General features: G+C 40.1%; 14 protein-coding genes and 1 pseudogene. 5 read left to right on the forward strand and 10 right to left on the reverse strand.

What is annotated here, in order from left to right; translation table 11 throughout:
- Positions 1-312: pseudogene (locus QNJ66_RS19150) on the forward strand (hypothetical protein); the annotation flags it as partial.
- A gap of 120 nt (positions 313-432) precedes the next feature.
- On the opposite strand, the gene QNJ66_RS19155 reads toward QNJ66_RS19150, so the two are convergent.
- Positions 433-2403 (reverse strand): ATP-binding protein, encoded by a 1971-nt coding sequence (locus QNJ66_RS19155; RefSeq protein WP_300509804.1) that lies wholly within the window; start codon positions 2401-2403, stop codon positions 433-435.
- A 79-nt stretch (positions 2404-2482) separates the two neighbouring features.
- Complete coding sequence (locus QNJ66_RS19160) at positions 2483-2965, reverse strand: hypothetical protein (protein ID WP_300509806.1); 483 nt, start codon at positions 2963-2965, stop codon at positions 2483-2485.
- Positions 2966-3694: 729 nt separating this feature from the next.
- On the opposite strand from QNJ66_RS19160, the gene QNJ66_RS19165 reads away from it, so the two are divergent.
- The 3 genes from QNJ66_RS19165 to QNJ66_RS19175 all read left to right on the forward strand — a co-directional run bounded on the left by QNJ66_RS19165 (position 3695) and on the right by QNJ66_RS19175 (position 10507).
- The gene (locus tag QNJ66_RS19165) at positions 3695-8656 is read left to right on the forward strand and encodes a DUF4157 domain-containing protein (RefSeq protein ID WP_300509815.1); all 4962 of its coding nucleotides are present in this window, start codon (positions 3695-3697) and stop codon (positions 8654-8656) included.
- Complete coding sequence (locus tag QNJ66_RS19170; RefSeq protein WP_300509816.1) at positions 8653-9309, forward strand: hypothetical protein; 657 nt, start codon at positions 8653-8655, stop codon at positions 9307-9309. The genes QNJ66_RS19165 and QNJ66_RS19170 overlap by 4 nt, the downstream gene beginning before the upstream one ends.
- 292 nt (positions 9310-9601) lie before the next feature.
- Complete coding sequence (locus tag QNJ66_RS19175) at positions 9602-10507, forward strand: YbjN domain-containing protein (protein ID WP_300509817.1); 906 nt, start codon at positions 9602-9604, stop codon at positions 10505-10507.
- A 312-nt stretch (positions 10508-10819) separates the two neighbouring features.
- Here the strand turns inward: QNJ66_RS19175 and QNJ66_RS19180 are convergent, their stop codons facing one another.
- Positions 10820-11944 carry a transposase gene (locus QNJ66_RS19180; protein WP_300509818.1) on the reverse strand — a complete coding sequence of 375 codons (1125 nt, stop codon included), beginning with the start codon at positions 11942-11944 and terminating at the stop codon, positions 10820-10822.
- A 59-nt stretch (positions 11945-12003) separates the two neighbouring features.
- On the opposite strand from QNJ66_RS19180, the gene QNJ66_RS19185 reads away from it, so the two are divergent.
- Entirely contained in the window at positions 12004-12405 is a 402-nt protein-coding gene (locus QNJ66_RS19185) for a hypothetical protein (RefSeq protein ID WP_300509820.1), read from the forward strand.
- A gap of 245 nt (positions 12406-12650) precedes the next feature.
- Here QNJ66_RS19185 and QNJ66_RS19190 read toward each other — a convergent pair whose 3' ends face one another.
- The 7 genes from QNJ66_RS19190 to QNJ66_RS19220 all read right to left on the reverse strand — a co-directional run.
- Positions 12651-12920: a hypothetical protein gene (locus QNJ66_RS19190; RefSeq protein ID WP_300509821.1), complete on the reverse strand. Its 270-nt coding sequence runs from the start codon at positions 12918-12920 to the stop codon at positions 12651-12653.
- The gene (locus QNJ66_RS19195; RefSeq protein ID WP_300509822.1) at positions 12917-14161 is read right to left on the reverse strand and encodes a DUF4255 domain-containing protein; all 1245 of its coding nucleotides are present in this window, start codon (positions 14159-14161) and stop codon (positions 12917-12919) included. The genes QNJ66_RS19190 and QNJ66_RS19195 overlap by 4 nt, the downstream gene beginning before the upstream one ends.
- Before the next feature lie 11 nt (positions 14162-14172).
- A complete protein-coding gene (locus QNJ66_RS19200; RefSeq protein WP_300509824.1) occupies positions 14173-15399 on the reverse strand; it encodes a hypothetical protein in 1227 nt (408 codons plus the stop codon).
- Positions 15399-16136, reverse strand: coding sequence for a hypothetical protein (locus QNJ66_RS19205; protein WP_300509825.1), 738 nt, complete (start codon positions 16134-16136; stop codon positions 15399-15401). Before QNJ66_RS19205 ends, QNJ66_RS19200 begins: the two co-directional genes overlap by 1 nt.
- A 124-nt stretch (positions 16137-16260) precedes the next feature.
- Positions 16261-16785 (reverse strand): phage tail protein, encoded by a 525-nt coding sequence (locus QNJ66_RS19210; RefSeq protein ID WP_300509826.1) that lies wholly within the window; start codon positions 16783-16785, stop codon positions 16261-16263.
- A gap of 74 nt (positions 16786-16859) precedes the next feature.
- Positions 16860-18428: a phage tail sheath C-terminal domain-containing protein gene (locus QNJ66_RS19215; RefSeq protein ID WP_300509827.1), complete on the reverse strand. Its 1569-nt coding sequence runs from the start codon at positions 18426-18428 to the stop codon at positions 16860-16862.
- A 386-nt stretch (positions 18429-18814) separates the two neighbouring features.
- A partial coding sequence (locus QNJ66_RS19220; RefSeq protein ID WP_300509828.1) for a hypothetical protein occupies positions 18815-19674 on the reverse strand: 860 nt, incomplete at its 5' end.

Below are 19674 nucleotides of genomic sequence, written 5' to 3' on the forward strand. Positions count from 1 at the left end.
GGAGTTCATAAGTTATTGGAACGGTTTGGCTTTAAAAAGGCTGCTATTCAATACACAAAACATTCTGAGATAGAGAAATCTGAATTAACAAGATTAGAATCTCCTGTATATGAGGAAATATCTGTGAAAATGCCTACTCCTACCATTATTCCTCTACGAGATCCAAAGACACAAGAATGGGTATTTAATGAATTAGGGAAGGTTAAAGAGAAGCTGGGAATTCCTCTTTTCAAAAAACCTATTTATGAAATGGTTGACGGTAAATTAAGGTTAAAGAAAGATGATGATGGCAATTATATATTTGAATATTGACGCTCTCCTGGCTAAAACCGAGGAGATTCATAACGAATCCCTGTCGGGGTCGTGCTTCATCTCCTATTTTAAAAATAGGAGTTTTCGCACTCCCATGTTGTGTTATAAATTTTGAATTGATCACCTAAAATCAGATTCATTAATAGGTCTTTCTAGCTTACGAAACTCAGTCTTTACTGCTGACAAGACTAATGACATGGTTACAGAAGTGCCAGCTTGTGCAGCTAGAAAAGCTGCATTGACAGCGATATTATGAATACTACCACCGGCAAGATTAAATGCCCCTAAACGCTCAAAATCTAAGGCTTCAATGGGGGTTTCTTTTGGGAAGACTTTTTGCCACATTTGCTGACGTTCTGACTTACCAGGAAAAGGAAAATTAATGATAAATCGTAGTCGTCTGAGAAAAGCAGAGTCCAAAGAACTCTTCAAATTAGTAGCTAAGATAGCGAGTCCTTTATAAGATTCAAGACGTTGTAATAAATAATTGACCTCTATATTGGCATAACGATCATGACTATCTTTAACTTGACTACGTTTACCAAACAAAGCATCCGCTTCATCAAAAAATAAAATCGCACCACCCCCTTCTGCTGCATCAAATAAACGTCGTAGATTTTTTTCAGTTTCCCCAATATATTTATCCACCACCCCAGACAGATCAATACGATAGAGGTTAAGGCTTAAACTATTAGCAATAACTTCTGCTGCCATGGTTTTACCCGTACCACTTTCTCCCGCAAACATAGCACTGATACCCAGTCCACGGTTCATCCGTTGTTGAAACCCCCATGTTTCATAGACTTGAGTTCGTTGTCGAACTTGATCACGGATCTGTCTGAGCAAAGCTATTTCTTCTTTTGGTAACACTAGATCATCCCATGTGGCCTTAGTCTCAATCAGTTGTGCTAAATCATTAAGTTGAGGACGACTATTTATTAAACAAAGATTCCAAAGACGATTATGTAACTCTACTTGCTTCTTAATCGGTTCTGAAAGAGCTAAAGAAGCATTAATTTCAATGGTAGGGAGATTAAAATTAAACTGATTAGCTAACAGGGAAGGGGTTTCATTTGAGACACGATCACCTAACATTTGTGTCCAAGCCATTTCTTGTTCAGAAACAGTGGGTTTACTAACATCGAAACTTAGAGTGGTTCTATTTATCTGGGGGTAAGGTTTACGAGTGTCAAGAAATAATAGACCATGATACCCGGATAAACAATGATTGAGTAGGGCAGTAGAAATTGTCTCATTTGAAGAGTCTTGTTCTTGAGTATCTAGATAAAGCACCATCGGTATCAATTTAGCTTCTCTGTTGCAACGTCTGAGAAAGGTTTTTAACTCAAAGATTTGGTTGGGCAATAACCCCAAGGGTAAGTGATAAACCTTAAATCCCAAACAAGTCGCTATATGAGCAGCAATAAGTTGTTTACTAGATCCATCTGTTCCTAATAATTGAATGATAGGTAAATTACCTTGTGAACAATGTTGAAGATAGGTAATAATCTGGTCTACAATCCCTTGCTGAGAAGCAGGTAAGGGATTGTTAGGGGGATCAATTAGCATCAAAAAACTTGCCAATTGTTGATCCAGATAATACAGTCCTCTAATGTAATTAACAATTTGTTGATCTGCTTGTAGGGGACTGGTAATGAAGGGTTGATGTCCCCTTTGGTTAATCTCTAATAAACCCCAGTAAAATAGGGGAGAGGTTGGGCTGAAAGTATTCCAAGTCGATTGTTGAAATAAAGAAGTAGCTAGAAAAAACGTGGGATAACATAAATTGGGGTCTTGTTGTGCTTTGCCACATAAACCAGCGATCGTAGGATCAAGTTCCAGGGACACACACAATAACAACAGTGCTTCTTCAAAGGAAGAAAGTCCAAATTGGTGATTAATATAGACAAAAGCTGGATAAGGTTCTTGACTAGCCACAGTTTCCATAGTCATATAAGTCTTATGGATTTCTGTATCCTTTATCTCCTCTCCTGCTAATTCTCGTAAACGAAGGCTTAACCATTTCAGTGCTAAACTCAGAAAATGGTCATTATTGTCTAAATTGTCTAATTGATTCTGACGTTGATTCACAGGACTTTCTTCCCAAGGCTAATGCTAATCAGACAAGATGGAACAGTGTCAAGCTTTTTAGCTAAGTTCTAGAGTTCAGTTAGGTTGATTTTGATTCTTGTTCTTTGTTTAAACAGGGAAACGTATCATTATCGAACCCTAACCGCTTGATCACTGCGGGAATAATGGTTTCTGTTAACGAGGGAAAGGAAAAATTAGGAATTAGATATTTAGCAATTACTTTTTCTGACCAATCAACTAACCAAGCTAGGGGAGACAAGAGTAAAATAATTAATCCATAAAGGGTCTTAAAGGTAATAGCTGCATCGTCATTCTTTTGGTCTTGGGGGAAATCTTCTGTATATATCCAGTCAAAAAATTCTGATCCACATCGGAAAGCAGTAATCAAAATCCACGTCGAAAAAGAGATTAACAAGAGTCCAACTAAAAAGACGAAAATAATCAAGTTAACAAATAAGAACAAGATTTTTCCAAAAGCATAAGCATAAGAAATACCATTATTGTCATTAATTGAAGCAGAAAATAGGATATTTCTTTGAGTTTCTGATCTCGCAAGTGTCATATCTAAATATCTCCAATGCTCTTAATTACTAATTCTACCACCTTCAGACTAGCACTTAAGCTCAATATTTGTGTTAAGTTAGTGTGTTACATCTAATGAGCGATCGCACTATTAAGTAAGTGCCTGGACAAAAATAAACTTTACAGTTGAGAAGAAGCAGGAGGCAGGGGGCAGGAGTAAGGCTAAAGCTATGTTTACATAAGTTTATAACAACACACGGGATGTTCAAAACGCCTGTTTTAAAACAGGTGATGTAGAACCAATCAGCATTTAAAAATGCCGTGAATATGGTAAAATAAAGTTAGTCAGTATAAAACTTAAAAACCTACCGGGGGACTCTCGGAAAGTACACGCCCAACACCTGAATTGGCAGAGTTTAAGGAAATATCACTACGCCCTTTGAGGCAAACGTGGTGAGCCTGGGAACTTGTGAAAACAAGATAATAACGATCCGGACAGGGATTCGTTATGAATCTCCTGAGCTTCAGCCAGGAGAGCGTCAAGAAAGGTAGAGCCTCCAAAAATAGGGGCTGTTACCCTATGCACCTGAGTAGAAAAGGTAAGCTAGAACCCATCTTAGGCAAGTCCTTGCGAACTTCTGCGCAGATGGGAACTGACGTAAAAAGCGAATAGCATATTCGTTTGTGTAAAGGGCAAAGCGTAGCAGCGTGCGTGGGAGGATGTCGCAGAAAATTCGGCAACGCCAACTATTTATGGGAGCCTGCAGTAATGAAGCGTCAGCGAATAGTTAAGTCTCAATCTCGTCAAAAAATTAGTGGCCTTGGGATAAGTGGTAATTCGCAGAGGCGTGGGTTGGTTCGCAGTGCTTCCGAGGCAAACAGACAAAGGGAAGAAGATACAAAAAATAATTATTGGTCAGCATCACCGATACAGACAAAGTTGACCATTGGGCAACCGAATGATAAATACGAGCAAGAAGCTGACCGAGTGGCATACCAGGTGGTAAATAACGTCAATCTTCCTAGTTCTACCGAGTTAACCCAAAAGCAGTGTGTACAAGAAACCGAAGCAACCGAAGAGGAAGAAATACAGGCTAAACCTGACATTTCCTCACTTCAACATCAGGAACAAGGGAGTAAAAAACAACCCTTAGAAGGGAAAAAAATAGCTATCTCAATGCTCCAGCGACAGGCTGAAGAAGAGGAGGAGAAAGAGGAAACAGAGGACAAAGAAGGAGAATTACCAATGCTCCAACAAGAGGCTGGCGAAGAGGAGCAGGAAAGCATTCAAACCAAAGCAACCCCTGGTCAAACTCCTAACCTATCCGCCCATTTAGAAGCTCGCATCCAGTCCGCCAAAGGGGGTGGTGATCCCCTGTCAGACTCTACCCGCAGCTTTATGGAACGGCACTTTGGCTATGATTTTAGCAAAGTGCGGGTGCATACAGACTCCAGAGCAGCCAGTGCCTCCCGTGAGCTCAACGCCGAAGCGTTTACCGTAGGTCAGAATATATTCTTTGGTAACGGTCGCTACGCGCCAGAATCTACCTCCGGACGGCAGTTGTTGGCTCATGAATTAACCCATACTATCCAGCAAACCTCTACGCCTGTTTTACGCTCCAATCATTCACCCGAATCACAGACCTCATTCAACCAGCGTAATGATTCAAGCCAAAATGAAGGTGTATCAGCTTCTCATGCAATGGCGCAGAATGCTCCACTAGCACGAAAAGCAATTTCTCAAGGGGATTTTGGGACACAACATCTGATTTCTTTGCGTCGAAATAGTCCCCAGGTTTCCCAACCGTCTGCCTTTTCTTTAGAGTCATCTGCTCCGCCGAAAGCAACAACTGTTTCAGAACCCTCCTTAAAATCTGAGGCTACCGGAGATAAAGCCGCCGTAGCCCCCAAAACTGAGCCTCAATCTACTAGCACAGAAGTTAACAAAGACGAGACCGTACCAAAAGAGGGCGTACAAGAAAAGCTCAAAGACACTAAGCAAGCTCCTAGTTCACCGGATGAGGCTCCAGTATCAGAAGTAGCAGTGGAGTCGCCAGAACCTTCTGAGAGCGAAGCAGAAGAGGTTGCCGAAGTTGAGTCCCTATCCTTGGCTGGCTCATCAGACCAAGCAATGGTAAAGTTTCTTGAATCTAGCCCTTCCCAGATAGCAGCAACACAGCCCAACCTTGGCAATCAGCTTGATAGCAAGATTAACCAGGAGCAACAAAATGAGGTTAAGAATGCTCCTATATTGGTGGCTAAGACAAGCGGTAAAGTCCAACAAGAAACCAAAGCACCTGAAGGAATTTCGGTGTCAGGGGAAGCGCAAATCGGGGATGGGGCGATCGGCACTGATCCGGGTGACTTGCAGGCCAGCCCTTCCGAGAGTTTAGGAACACCTCCGAACAACAAAGACAACGAAAAACTGCTAGATAGGCAAGATGAGAATTCTTTCCTGGGCTGGTTGCGCAACAATCGCCAGAGTTTCCTCAACAATATCCGGACCACTGATACAGGGGTAAACACCAGTGCTGGAAAACTGCCCAATGTTCAGCTTGAGGGCGAAGCCAATCTAGAACGGATGGGCAAGCAGCGTGGCGATGCAGAATCCCAACTCAAAGCCCAGCGTGATGCAACTGCCAATGCCTTTAAGCATCACCCAGGACAAGAGAACATTCAGCCGAAGAAGATCAATCAAGAGACAAAGACTAACCTGAGTACCGATGCTTTTGTCTCCCTTGAAACCAGCGCCGACACTGGGGCCATGGCTTATGTAAATGCGCCCTTACCAGCAGATGTTCGTCAGCGTGCGGATGAGTTGTTAAAACCTACTCTTGAATCCAACCTGGCAGAGGCAAAGGCGCAAACGACAGATGCTGCTAACACAAGGGATCGGGACAAGGCAGCGAAAATTAATCAGGCTAAGTCGGATGCTGCCAACGTTAATCAGCAAGCTGATAAAGAGCAACGGGACATTGTAGTAGCCAACCGTCAGAAAGTGGCTCGGCAGCAACAAGAGGGTCTTAAGGAGTCCCACGCTCAGGTCAATGAGTTTATGGTTGAAGCCGATAAGCAACAGGCAGCCAACCGCAAGGAGATTGGCGAAAAGGTTAAAACTTCGGAAGGAGAAGCCGGTAAGGAACTGAAAAAAGGCGAAGCAAAGGCAGAAGAAGAGAAAAAAGCAAGTGAGAGAAAAGCCGCAGATAAAAAGAAGGAACTAGAAAAGGCTCAAGAGGATAATAGTTGGTGGGATCGAGCAGTTAGTGTTATTAAAAGCGCAGTTAAGAAGATTACCAGCGCCATCGACGGGATCTTCACCGCACTGCGTAAGGCGGTCAAGAATATTATTGATAAAGCCAAAAATGCAGCGATCGCACTCATCAACAAAGCCCGTAACTGGGTTATTGACAAGCTCAATAAGTTTCGAGACTGGGCAAAAAATACAGCTAACAAGTATCTAAAAGACCGTTTCCCCAACCTTACCAAGCGGATTAATAATGCCATTGATGGCGTGGTAGACACGGCAGTTAGCGCAGTCAATTTGGTGGCTGATAAGGCAATTACTGGAGTAAAAGCGGTTGCCAATGGTTTGGCGGCCGGTCTTGATAAGGTTTTATCTGTTTTCCAAACAGGATTGAAGGGGGCAGTACAAATCGCAGGGGCAGTGATTACGGGTGATTTTGCAGAGGCCCTGCGTGTTGCGGTTCAGTCTGCCTGTGATATAGCCGGGATTGACTCAAAACCGATCTTTGATTTCATTAATCGAGCGGCTGGTCAGGTCATGGCAATTTTGAAAGATCCCAAAACTTTCTTCAAAAATGTTATGGAGGCCGTCGGCGGTGGGGTTCACAATTTTTCCCAGAACATCGGGACTCACCTGACTAAGGGTCTAATTAGCTGGTTAACGGGAGCACTCTCAGAAGTAGCTATATCCCTACCTACAACCTTCGATGCTAAAGGCATTCTCTCTCTGGTGATGCAGATATTGGGATTGACCTACGAAAATATTAAGGCGAAAGTCATCAAAAAATTCCCTCCCTCTGCCAAGGTGATTGATGGGATTGAAAAGGGAATAAAAATTGTCAGGAAGCTAGTTAATGAAGGGCCGGTTGCCCTCTGGGAAGAAGTTAAGCAGAAAATCTCCAATCTCAAAGAACTCGTCATGTCTCGGATTCGTGACTTTGTGGTCAAGACCGTGGTGAAAGAGGGTATTACTTGGCTTTTAAGCTTGTTAAATCCAGCTTCTGCCATCGTCAAACTCCTAAAACTGGTCTTCGATTTTGTGATGTTCTTAGTGGAACGCTTCGGGCAAATCAAAGACTTTGTGATGTCGGTCTATAATTCAATTGCTGCGATCGCTGCTGGTAATCTTTCCCAGGCGAAAAAAGCGGTTGAGGCGGCCCTAAGCCGAAGTTTGCCCGTTGTAATCAGTTTGTTAGCTTCTCTTGCCGGTTTAGGTGGTATTGGTAAAACAGTGAAAAATATCATCGGTAAAGTTGCAAACCCGGTCAACAAGATTGTTGATAATCTAGTTACCAGGATGGTCAACTTTGCGAAGAAATTACTTAAGAAAGGTAAAGCTGTAGGGAAGAAAATAAAAGAAAAATTAGTTGAATGGTGGAAGACCAAGAAAAGGTTTACAGGAGGAGATGGGAAACAGCATACACTTCTATTTAAAGGCACAGGTAAAACTTCAACTTTAATGGTTGCCAGTAAACCTAAAAGTATTCAGGAGCTTATCGCAGAGAGAGAAAAACTTGATCCTCCTAAGCTAACTAATAAGCAAAATGCTGCATTAAAAGCTGCTTTAGCTAAAAATAAAGACCTAAATGATTTTATCAGGAAAAATACGTCCTCTTCGCCTAATGCAGGAAACCAGACCATTAAAGCAAAAATTGATGCAAAACTCGAACTAATTAAGGCCGATCTAATAGCTGGTGATGCTATTCCGGCCTCGACGACCATCCCTTTAACCAATATTACCTACCAAATGGAAAATGGACGCTCCCATATTGTAGAAGCAAGACCTCTAACTAAACTACCTGGCAATACTCGTGGTTCTAAGCCAGATAGTAACCCCACAACGCCCAAAGGTTGGCCCCATGTGATTGCTATTGATGGCCCTAATCCCTCTAATTGGGTTAGAGCTCATCTTGTTAATGAAAACCTACACGGTCCTGGAAGAGTTTGGAACGTGGCACCAGGAACTCAGCGTCTTAATGCGCAGATGAGAGAAGGTGTCGAAAAAGATGCGAAAGATGCAATTAAGGCTAACCCTGATAGTACAATCCTGCATTATAAGGCACAAGTAACCTATTATGAAGACGCAGCGAAGCCCTATGTGAACGACTTTCCTAAAGAAATTAAGATAACTTGGGGACATCTTAGAAGAAATGCCAGCGATCCCACAAAATTTGAGGAAAAAGACAGCAGAACTAAACCATATACCCAAGGTCCTCCTCCAGCATCCTTAAGTACAGCTGGTCCTCCTTCGATAAATGATATGTCACGTCGCTCTTTGGAAGCACTTTTTGACGGGAAAGTAGGATTGGCGGCTGAGATACTCAATGCAAAAAAAGATATTCCTGGTGGAAAGTTCAACAGTTTAATTCATATAATGACCACTATGAACAAACATTATCAAGTAGCTCGTCCTAATGTAAACTTCCTTACTAAGTATTGGCCTGCAATTCAAACCAAGTATTTTGAGAAGAAATTCCGCATATCATGATCGATTTTTCTTATCGAAGGACAGTTGAAACCATTATTACAATGCTTAGAGAATGCCGCTATATTGCAATTGACGAAGCATCGATTGGAGATGAACTTGGAGATGAACTTCTCAGTATCATCGAACAGGAGTTTGGCATTCAATTAGGTGATTCATTAAAAAGTCTTTACAATGAAATGGGAAATGTAGATATTAGATGGCACGTAAATCTCGATCAATATTCCGATCTGCAACTCTTACATGAAGAAGACTCGTATATTAGCGGTTCTATCCAATTTCTTGATCCTTATACAATGTTCTCAGGAAGAGATGGAACCTTTTGGGAAAATACACTTTGGTTCGATGATATTGAAGGTGAAATTAATGATCGGCTTAGAAATTTTAAACCTATAGATTTTCAAAACTCTGAAAATATAATAGGTGTATTTCTTGAAAATGGTATACTTGTCGATTCACTCACACTATATTCGTCGTCTAATGGACTTACAAATTTACCATTTGGAATTGATGAATATTTCTCTTTGCTTGAGGAAACATTAGGATATGTATATTGGCCAATAGCACTCATGCAACCATATAGTGAAGAGAGAGAAAAGCTCGTGCATTATATTGGACAGCTTTTCCCTGAAAAAACATTGAATCATTTTAGATGACTCATCCTGGATGGCTGCAGGGGCGATTAAAATCATTATTAAGAACCTTTCATGAGCTGAAGGCTGACCTATGGAGAACTATCCAATACACCACGACATCACCTTTTGTGATCGCATCCACCCACCCCTCCCCACCCGCGCAACCAACCTTGGCCTCGCCACTCAGGATGACGAGCTGATCGAATGTCGCCTAACCCTCCAAGTAAGCCCTGTTTCTTACGAACAAATCGACACTCACGCCCTTTTTTACCTCAACCCTGAATTTCGCAGTCCCTTTTCTAATGGTGATTTTTTGCCCGATCGCCAGATTCAACTGGAAATCACCCTGAAGCCCGATTTACTTCCCCAACTCTCAGAAAACGCCACTACCCCTGAAGCTGTTGCCAACTATCTCGCTAACCTAAGCCAAGAGACTTCCTCCCCCCCAACCGTTACCCCATCCGAAGGCGAACCTCAGTCGCCGCCGTCTTTTAATCCTCTCCTAAATACAGAAAGCTGGTTCTGTCTCTCTGTCAAACAACAACAAGACGGGAGTGAAACTGGCTATACTACCTTTTGGAATTACGTCAATCCAACAATCCTTAACCATCCTGAAACCGCCAGCGAACAGATTGCTGAAGGCATCACCAACTTTGCGGCCAATCAACTCACCAGCGCAACCCAAGATATTAGTGATGAACTCGTCAAAGGAATAAACAACCTCTTTGATGGCTTTGAAAACTGGCTTGATAACGCTTTTTCCGAAAATAATGATGACTATACTGATGGTTTTGGGAGGGAAGACTCCATACTGACAGCCATCATTGCCTACTTCACTAAAGACAATTGGACTTTTACCAAACTCCAAGGACAATCCATTTTACAAATGGCCTATCAGGGGGAAAACGGTCTTTGGAACTGTTATGCTCAAGTTCGAGAAACCGAAGAACAATTTATCTTTTACTCCATTTACCCTGAATTAGTCCCCGAAGACAAACGATTGACCATAGCAGAACTACTCACTCGGATTAACTATGGTTTAGTCATCGGCAATTTCGAGATGGACTTCAACGACGGTGAAATTCGCTATAAAACCAGTATTGGCGTAGAAGACAATCTCCTGACCTATCAAATGATTAAACGACTGGTGTATGCCAACGTTACCATTATGGATTACTATTGGCCGAGTATCCGAGCAGTGATGGATGGGAATATTTGACTTGACGGGGTGACAAGAATTGGAAAAAACCGCTCAAATCAAGGTTACAGAATCTGAGTTGACTAAAACCCTTGACGGGGTGACAAGAGTTGGAAAAGGCTCACCGTCAGGACTTTAGAGATCAGCGATCCCGCAGGGTCCGCTTTTGTTTTGGTTTCCTCTGAACTTAAACCTGACCCCAGGAATAACTGAACTTCCCCCATACAAATCTACTATAAAGTCCTAAAAGCCTTATCTGTGAAGGGATACGGCGATTAGTCCTCGACGCTGTACCCATGTAAATTGTAATATTTCTTAATGGAAAGCCATAACTCACATCTTGCACCTGACGAGACAAAGTTCCAAACCGTGTTCATAAAACCAGGGATTGAGTAACTTTAACCTCCTGAGAAGAGAAAGAAGTAAAATATGAGGAAGAAGTAAAATTAACGCTTTTTGGGCTGAATCATACCAATCTAAATCATCGAAATTACCATTGTGTAAATAAACCCAGTATGCTAACATATAAGAAAGGAAAGAAAGAATTAACCAGCGATAAACCCCTAATAAAGTTTTTTGCCCAAAACGGTGAAGACTAAACTGATGTTTTGCCGTCTTAAAGAAACCTTCAATCTGCCAGCGATATTTCCCCCATCTGGTAATAGTTTTTCCCTTGATATGTTTAGTTGAAATAACAAATCGTTTCACTCGTTTCCCATTACGCTTTAGCCAAACCCATGATACAAATACTGGGTAATCTAAGCCATGTAGATATACTTGTTGTCCGCGAGTTTTTAAGTCAGAGACTTTACGTCCATCCATTAACTTTCTTCTATTAGGAATTCCTAAAATTCCATGATGATTAAACTTTTTACTACGGATTTTTTCAATAAATTGAATTGTGCCAAAAGCTGTATCTCCTAAGACATAGATAGAACAAGATTCTGTTAAAATAGAAGGTAATGTGTTCAGTAATTTCACAGCCAATTGAGATGGGGATGGAGTCCCTTTGCCCCTATAGACCCTGAAACTCCAAGGAATTCGCCAATTTCCGATAACCAAGTAGAGAACAACAATGTGTAAACCCTTCTTATGATTATAGACTCTAACTAAATCTTTTAGATGAGGAAACTTGCCAACTTTTTCCAAGGTAGTTAAATCTATAATAACTTGTAAAATTGGTTTTCGTCCTTTCCTTCTTTGAGATAAAACAAGATTTAAAATAAAAGAACGAATGGTACGTATAATTGAACGAGTTGGCCAATTATAATGATTCAAGAAACGACTGATAGCACTTTCCGATTTGGTTTGACAATGATGAGGAACTGCATTTCCTTGTCCATCTAACAATAATCCTATAATAGATTCTAAGGTTTCTTTCTGATAAATTGTCGGCATTAAATCTTTTAAAGTAGAAAGTAATTCCTCAACTTGAGGTAAAATAGTCTGTGCTGGCATAGTTATCTTAATAAATGAGAGAACTATAATAACACACTTACTAAAGATTAAAGTGGGAAATGCCAAGAACTGAAAGTGAACTGGAAAGAAATCAAAGAGCAGACCGTATTAAGGAAGCTATAGACGCTTTAAAACGGGAAATATCTGAAATTGAGGCTTCAGGATGGATAGCCCCTCGTGATTGTTACATAGCGAGGTATCGAGCTAAAGGCGCGAAATATCGTTATTGGTATTATCAACTTAAAGCATCATCAGCCGTCTTTCCAAAAGTTAATAAAAAAGGTGAATTTTCCCGTTTTAAACATTTGGGAAAGGCAGGAAGTCAAGCACATATAGATGGTGTTAATGCTGTTATTAGACGAGCTAAATTTGACCAATTAACTTCGGTTATTGAAGCCCTTTATGAAAGTTTGCTAGATTTATATCCTGATGAAGAAAAACCTGGCCATAGGGTGGAGTAAAATAAAAAGTACGTTGGGTTTTTATTAGTTGTTAATTATTGTTCTCTTTCTAATTTAGAGAACTAAGGATAACCCCCGTCAGATAAGGATTTCGGGCATCGCTTCTCATATCAACTTTTCTTGGTGCAAGATGTGAGTTTTTTCAAATTCTTGTCACCCCGTCAATTCTGAAACCTTTGTTTGATGCGTTTTTTCAAATTCTTGTCACCCCGTCAAGAGAGCCAGTCTTTGACATTCCAATCCCACTACATCTTACAGGGGGAACCAGCCAGATATGAGTAGATAGATTGAGCAATTTCTTTACCCATTTGTTCAGTTTTTCTCCCTTTTGTTACTTTAACAGTAGCAGAAAGACAAGCGATCGTAGTTCCTTGGTATAACTGTCTGGGGATGCCTTTTTCTTGCAATAAGCGAGATAACTCCTCTTCTACGACTACTCGCAAACGGGGACGTTGTGAAGGAGGAATATCAATCTCCTCTAAGATTATCTGATCTAGATTAATAGTAATGGTCATTCGATTTCTAACTGAAGGTCGGAGTTAAATCTAGGAGGATTAACAGAACGATCTATCAAGGGACTATCGATACCATCTACCCGAAGACGGACAAAATATTGTCCTGGTTCTAGATTAGATAGATCAAAGATAAGGGTATTGGTTCGATTATTAGGGGTTGAGGATAATTGTCTTATGTCTGGTGATAATTCGCGATCGCCGACTAACAAAAATACAGACTGTCCTTGCAACAACTGTTCATTTTTTTGCCAAAGCAATACGCGAGGGTTGAACTGAAGACGGAGTTGTCTATTGTCTATAATGTTGTTTTGTATCGGAAGTAAGTCTATGGAGGGTGAAAAAAATAAAGGTAAGGAATTAGTATGATTTTGCTTTATTTTTATCTTAACAGTATAAATACCAGCCAACCAATCATTTCTTGTTTCATCGAGTCTGACTTGAATTTCTGTATTGCTGCTATTAGGTTGAGGGATTATTTCAATGGGATCATTAATTCTCGGATGTTCCAAAATGACTCTAATTTCATTATCATCCCCCCTTAAATTATGACCTCGTAGAATTAAGGTTCCTCCTAACTCAATGCTGCTACTTCCTTCTGGTAAGGTAATTTGTTCGAGGGTGGGAATAGAAACTTGAGGGAGGGTTAAATTAGGTCGTACTGAGTCTGTATTAACGGTTAAAACGGGTAATGGGGTTTTAATGGGACGCGGACCAAAAATCAAGACAACAGAAGCTTCATAAGCAACAGAAAGGCGATATTCGGTTTGACAGGTACTCCACACCCTGGACATATCTTCTAGAGATAGATCAATTTGAATCAAGCGAACTTTTTCCACTTGATGTTGTAAATTACTGTCGGGAAACGCTTCTTCAATTTCCTTGGAACCGAGTATAGGATAGTCGTTTAAGGTTTGCATAATTAAACCTAACAACTTATGGTCTGATAAGAAGCTAGTATCGGCACTATAAGGGGTAATCAGATAAAATAGATTCAAAGCTAAGGGTTGAGGCCCTGTTTCTCCTGGTTTAGTCCGAATAGGTACATTGCGGTTACTCCAAGCGGGGTTAGAAACAGCTTGATAAAGATAAATATTAATTTGGTTCTTATCCTGAAAATTTTTACGGACTTGATCGAGAGGGAGTGTGGTCACTAACCCTCCTCCTAATTCTTCTCCTGCTACTCTTTCTAACCGTTGTCGTAAAGTAGCTGTTACCGCAGCGATCGCTAAAGCATTGCTCATTCTGTTTCTCCTTAAGTGCGACGTTGTTTTAAGTAATCTTTTAAAGATAAGTTAGGTTTTTTTGTTTTTCGTTTTTCATGGCTAGTTTTAGACTCTTTTGGAGTTTCTTGGGCAGGACGAACTATGATTCGCCCGATATTAATAGAAATTGATGTTTCTTCTTCTGCTTTTGGTTTTAAGTAATGAGAATTATTACATTCTTGGCTTTGCTTTGGAGTGATTGAGGGGTGAACTTTTACTATAGATGTGTTTTTCACTGGAGATTGTTGCCGTGAGAAAAAAATACTTTGTTTTAATAGAGACTTAGATGATGATTTTGTTGTTTGATTTTCAGTGAATTGTTCATTTACTGTTGATATTTCCTGTTTTTTATCGATATTATCAATTTTATTTTCAACCAAAGGGTAAATAGTCTGATTATTCTTTTCATTTTTTATCCTTGACTCTTCTCTTACATTATTAGCTTTGGAAGTTGTTTTGTTTCCAGTTACTGATTCATTTACTGTTGATATTTCCTGTTTTTTATCGATATTATCAATTTTATTTTCAACCAAAGGGTAAATAGTCTGATTATTCTTTTCATTTTTTATCCTTGACTCTTCTCTTACATTATTAACCTGTGAAGTTATTTTGTTTTCAGTTACTGATTCATTTACTGTTGATATTTCCTGTTTTCTATCGATATTATCAATTTTATTTTCAATCAGAGGATAAATAGAATTATTTTGCTTTTTATCTTTTATACTTAGTTCTTCTATTGAATTATTAACTTGTGAAGTTATTTTATTTTCAGTTAATGGTTTACTCTGAGAAAACAATTGGTTATTTGTTTCCACATCATTTATAATATTTTCGTGATTGTCTAAGGGATGATTAACCTCCAGACTTGATGATTCTGGAGAATCAATATCATTCAAAGCAAAAAATTCAAAAGGTTCTAAAATATTAATTTGATGTAATCTAGAGCGATTAACCGACCAATATCCCGACGGTAACAACGGCATAATCTCGGTCACTTCTAGTGTAAAATTTGACTGATTTTGAGAGTCTAAAGAACCTGATTTTTTATCTAAATCACTTTTAGTTTTTTCCTGTAGAGAAGAAGGATTAAAAGTAGAAAATGCCCAAAAATCACCTCCAATTGCCATATTTTGAGCAAAGAATGGCGCAATCAAAGGTTTTGCTACAGTAATGACTCCTTGAGTGCGTTGTATCAGTTGAGTCAAAAAATTATTCATTAGTTTGCCAAGTCCAGATAATATTGTCGTCTTATCGCACTCATGTTTAAGATTTCTGCCTCTTGCCAACCGTAAACCTTAGCCAAACTGTGAACTTCCTGCAATAACCGTTGCGCTTGATTGCTCAATTCTCGCCAAAAAAAATCAACAATGTCGAACAAAACTTGCCAGACATGACCGCAAGCAGGACAACTGAGATCCAGCAAAATTTCAGCTTGGGGGTCAGTTTCCGTCAATTGTTGAGTCAGAATAGCGATCGCAGTTTCGGGTAATTCCTCAGAACTCACAACTTTCCCTTCTAGATGAGCTTCTAACAAACATTGCTTAGCTAATTGTAACGTGGCTGTTTCCTCGTCTACTGCTGTCATAACGGTGGCTAAATCTAAACTATTGGGTAAGCGAAAATGTAGGTTAAGACGGTCTATACTCACTTGATAGTTACTCAACGGAGTTATGGTATCAGGATCAATAATACGAAGATCCTTCGTATTAAGGGAAAATTCCAGATTTTCTTGACATTGAGGACAAGTCGCAAAGCTGTTTAATTGTTCTCCAAAGGTGATCTCGCGTAACATTAATAAAGAAGCATCTCGACAACCAATACTCCAAGAAGCTAACTCTGTTAATTTTTTTTCTGGGAAAGCATAGGCCAGTAGGAGTAAAGCGCGATCGATGGGGTGTCGATCTTGCCCTAACTCCCAAATACGCACAATATCAGCAGCAGACAGAGAACGCATCTTAATAAAGTCAGAAGTTATAAGTCAAAAATTAGAAGTTGTTTTTGGAACAGAGATTGATACTCAACTCCAAAAACTTTTTTCTTTGAAAAGCCAGAGTTGAAACCTGGTTATCTCAGTCAATTTATGCGGGTTCAACAAAACTAGGTTCGGTGGGTTCTGTCACCTCATAATCCCGTTCCCATCCTTCATTTTGCAGTTGGATGCTTTGAATAGCGACAGCATTAGCATTAGCATCTAATTCAGGCATGGCCGTAAACTCAGAAACCCAACAACGATAGACTTTATAAGCGATCGCTACTTGTCCTGCTTCGTTGAGTAATTCGATAATAATATCTTTGCGAAAGTCCTTCAAAGATACTTCGGCCCCCAACCCAGACCCCCAGTTCCAAACTTTATTGGCCCATTGTTCAAAGTCCTTATCGTGACTGACTCCCCGTTCTAACATAATGGGTTCGTATTTGCTGGTTCCTGGAGAATGGCGAGGGGTACTCGGATCTCCCCCAATACGGTGAGATACGACTTCTGTGGTGCGTTTCAGTCCACCTACTTTAGAGATACCGGCCACATAGCGACCATCCCATTTCACCCGAAATTTGAAGTTTTTATAAGGGTCAAACCTTTCGGCGTTCACACTAAATTGAGGCATGATAGTTCTCCATGATGATTGCAAATAGTCATTCGGTTAAGCGAAATTGTCAGATACTCCCTTACAAACTGCCCTTAAGTCGCAATATCTCCTGCAATTTGTTGGAATTTGATAATGACAAATTCGGCTGGTTTCAGAGGGGCGAAACCAACGATAATATTGACGATGCCGCGATCGATGTCGTTTTGTGGGTTGGTTTCTTTGTCACATTTGACGAAATAAGCTTTACTGGGAGTGTCTCCTTGAAATGCTCCTTGACGAAACAAATTATTCATGAAAGCTCCTAGATTAAGCCGTATCTGCGCCCATAAGGGTTCGTCATTGGGTTCAAATACCACCCATTGAGTTCCTCGGTAAAGACTTTCTTGTAGGAATAAGGTTAAGCGACGAATAGGAATATACTTCCATTCTGAGGCGAAGCGATCGTCTCCTTCTAGGGTGCGAGAACCCCAAACTACATTGCCATAGACAGGGAAATTTCTCAGACAGTTCACTCCTAAAGGATTAAGAATTCCGTTTTCCCCATCTGTTAACTTAACTGTTAATTCCCTGACTCCCGTTAAGGTTGCATCAATACCAGCAGGGGCTTTCCAAACCCCACGGTTAGCATCAGTGCGAGAAAAAATGCCAGCCATGGCCGCAGACGGAGCAAAGGTTTCTAGTCGATTTTCTTTGAGGGGATTTTGTAATTTTATTCTGGGGAAGAAAATGGCTCCGTTTTGTTTCTCGCTCCAACCTGCCAGAAATTCGGATAAATTACGAGTTACATCATCTTTACTGTCCCAATCACTGGGGGGATCAACCAGCAACATTGCCCGTCGTTTTTCACAGTAAACCAGTGCTGCACTCCAGACACTGGGATCAATATCAATACCAGAACTTACTGGAGGAATGCAGAGTAGGTTGAATAAATCGGCTTTTTCTAAAGCGAAGATTCCCGTTTTTTCACTTTCACTTCCTTGATAGATTTGAGGACTATTATCCCCGTCAACTGCATCACCGTCAGAACCACCAGTTGCCTTAGCAGATGGATTTGGATTCTCATCAGATGGAGTTGGTGTCGGATTGGGGCGATCGCTCCCTCCCGACTCAAAGCGCACTAAAAAAGATTGAGTTTCTAGAATTTCTTTGATATAGCGAATAGCAGTGCTATTCATTGAGAGATTTCTAATCGTCTCTCTGGTAATCTCTTGAGTGCCTTGCTTAAGAACAATAGTTAAATTAAAGGTTTTATCGGTTTCTGGGGTTTCTGGGGTATCTGCGGTATCATGATCAACACTTACTTCCAGACCATTACCCCAAGTTCCCGCACTTGAAGCCTTTAACACTACTGCTGTTCCTGAACTGTCGAGGTTGATGGTCGCAGATTCTGCATTCGGAGGTTCCAGTCGAACGATAATTGCATCCGTTCCACCGTTTAAAAAATATTGTTGTACGGCAAAACTCATGGTACTTTTCAGGGATAAACCGCCAAAAAGACGCTCAAAATCCCCAAAGTTTTGAATTCTGACGGGATCATTACTCGGTCCTCTGTCCGCAAAGCCGAGAAAAGCGGTAATTGAAGTAGCAACCCCAGTAATAGTACGAACACCACTGGGAATTTCTTCTATGTAAACACCTGGATAAGTGGGAGTAATCGGCATAGTATTTTTTTCTCCGTGATTAATGCCAAAAAATTATAGTTGCAATAGTTTATATTGCTGTTTCAGACGAAGCAAAGTTTAAACATCAAGGGATTGAAGTCTATTCAGTTAGTATAGAATTTGATTTAAAAGATCACTAATGACTTCAATAACTCAGATTGTATCTTTACTTCTTATCGTATCAGAATCATGACGGATAAACATCAACTATTTTGGCTAGTTCATAAAATTTTATAAAAACTCTGATTTGTTCAGTAGCCCCAACTTCAATGTTATAAACCCTATTGTTGGCCAATCAAGGCAACTTTGATAATTGCCATGATAGTTCTCTCTAATTTTAAGGTAAACGCTTTGATTAAAAATCACCGAATATTTGTTTTTTTGTGTTAAGTACCTCCTTTCTTTGGTGGTTCCAATTCTTGAAATCTTGTTTTTAATCTAGTAATTTCTAGTTGTAGATGTTTTCGTTCCAATGCGTCAATTCTTGTTCCCATACTGGCAATTTCTTTTTGTTTTTGTTCCAATGCGTCAATTTCTGTTTTCAAGCCAGTGATTTCTGTCAATGTGTCTAATGTGTCAATTATTGTTTTCAATTCAGTAATTTTTTCCTCTATATTTTGGTCTTCCAATGCGTCAATTTCTGTTTTCAAGCCAGTGATTTCTGTTTCTAGATTTTCTTCTTCTAATGCGTCTAATTCCTCAAATCTTGTTCTCAAGCTAATGATTTCTACTTGTAGATTTTGTTGTTCCAATGCGTCTAATCTTGTTCTCAAGCTAGTGATTTCTACTTGTAGATTTTGTTGTTCCAATGTTTCAATTCTTGCTTTCTGCTCGTTAATCTGTTGGACTAATTTTTTAATGCCTGTGCGATTTTCTTTAACAGCTTGAGTAATAATGGCGACGACATCTAAAACTTTGATAGCTTTTCCATCAGAAGAAGTCAATAAATCAGATATTTTTTCTAACCTAAAAGCCGCGTTAAAACTGCTAGTATTATTATCAGGAATTTTAACAGGTCTTAAAGAGTTTAAAATTGTTTGAATTTCTGCCTTTCTCCACCTCAAAGGTTGAGTTTCTTCGGTATGTAAGGCGGTTGAGAAAAGTTGTCCGACTTCTAAAGTTTCCGCTTTAATATCTTTAGCCAATACTGTCCCATCACCTGCAACCGTTAACTGGTTTTCTACTTGCCCATTGACTTGACTGTCGAAACGAGCAATGGGTTGCTGATATTGAAATGATATATCAT

The sequence above is a fragment of the Crocosphaera sp. genome (assembly GCF_030064895.1).
GTDB lineage: Bacteria > Cyanobacteriota > Cyanobacteriia > Cyanobacteriales > Microcystaceae > Crocosphaera.

What these genes read in the sequence shown, in the direction of transcription:
- QNJ66_RS19185 (WP_300509820.1), top strand. Translation starts at nt 12,004, where the DNA reads ATGCCAAGAACTGAAAGTGAACTGGAAAGAAATCAAAGAGCAGACCGT.
- QNJ66_RS19205 (WP_300509825.1), bottom strand. Translation starts at nt 16,136, where the DNA reads ATGCGTTCTCTGTCTGCTGCTGATATTGTGCGTATTTGGGAGTTAGGG.
- QNJ66_RS19215 (WP_300509827.1), bottom strand. Translation starts at nt 18,428, where the DNA reads ATGCCGATTACTCCCACTTATCCAGGTGTTTACATAGAAGAAATTCCC.
- QNJ66_RS19160 (WP_300509806.1), bottom strand. Translation starts at nt 2,965, where the DNA reads ATGACACTTGCGAGATCAGAAACTCAAAGAAATATCCTATTTTCTGCT.
- QNJ66_RS19170 (WP_300509816.1), top strand. Translation starts at nt 8,653, where the DNA reads ATGATCGATTTTTCTTATCGAAGGACAGTTGAAACCATTATTACAATG.
- QNJ66_RS19195 (WP_300509822.1), bottom strand. Translation starts at nt 14,161, where the DNA reads ATGAGCAATGCTTTAGCGATCGCTGCGGTAACAGCTACTTTACGACAA.
- QNJ66_RS19210 (WP_300509826.1), bottom strand. Translation starts at nt 16,785, where the DNA reads ATGCCTCAATTTAGTGTGAACGCCGAAAGGTTTGACCCTTATAAAAAC.
- QNJ66_RS19180 (WP_300509818.1), bottom strand. Translation starts at nt 11,944, where the DNA reads ATGCCAGCACAGACTATTTTACCTCAAGTTGAGGAATTACTTTCTACT.
- QNJ66_RS19165 (WP_300509815.1), top strand. Translation starts at nt 3,695, where the DNA reads ATGAAGCGTCAGCGAATAGTTAAGTCTCAATCTCGTCAAAAAATTAGT.
- QNJ66_RS19200 (WP_300509824.1), bottom strand. Translation starts at nt 15,399, where the DNA reads ATGAATAATTTTTTGACTCAACTGATACAACGCACTCAAGGAGTCATT.
- QNJ66_RS19190 (WP_300509821.1), bottom strand. Translation starts at nt 12,920, where the DNA reads ATGACCATTACTATTAATCTAGATCAGATAATCTTAGAGGAGATTGAT.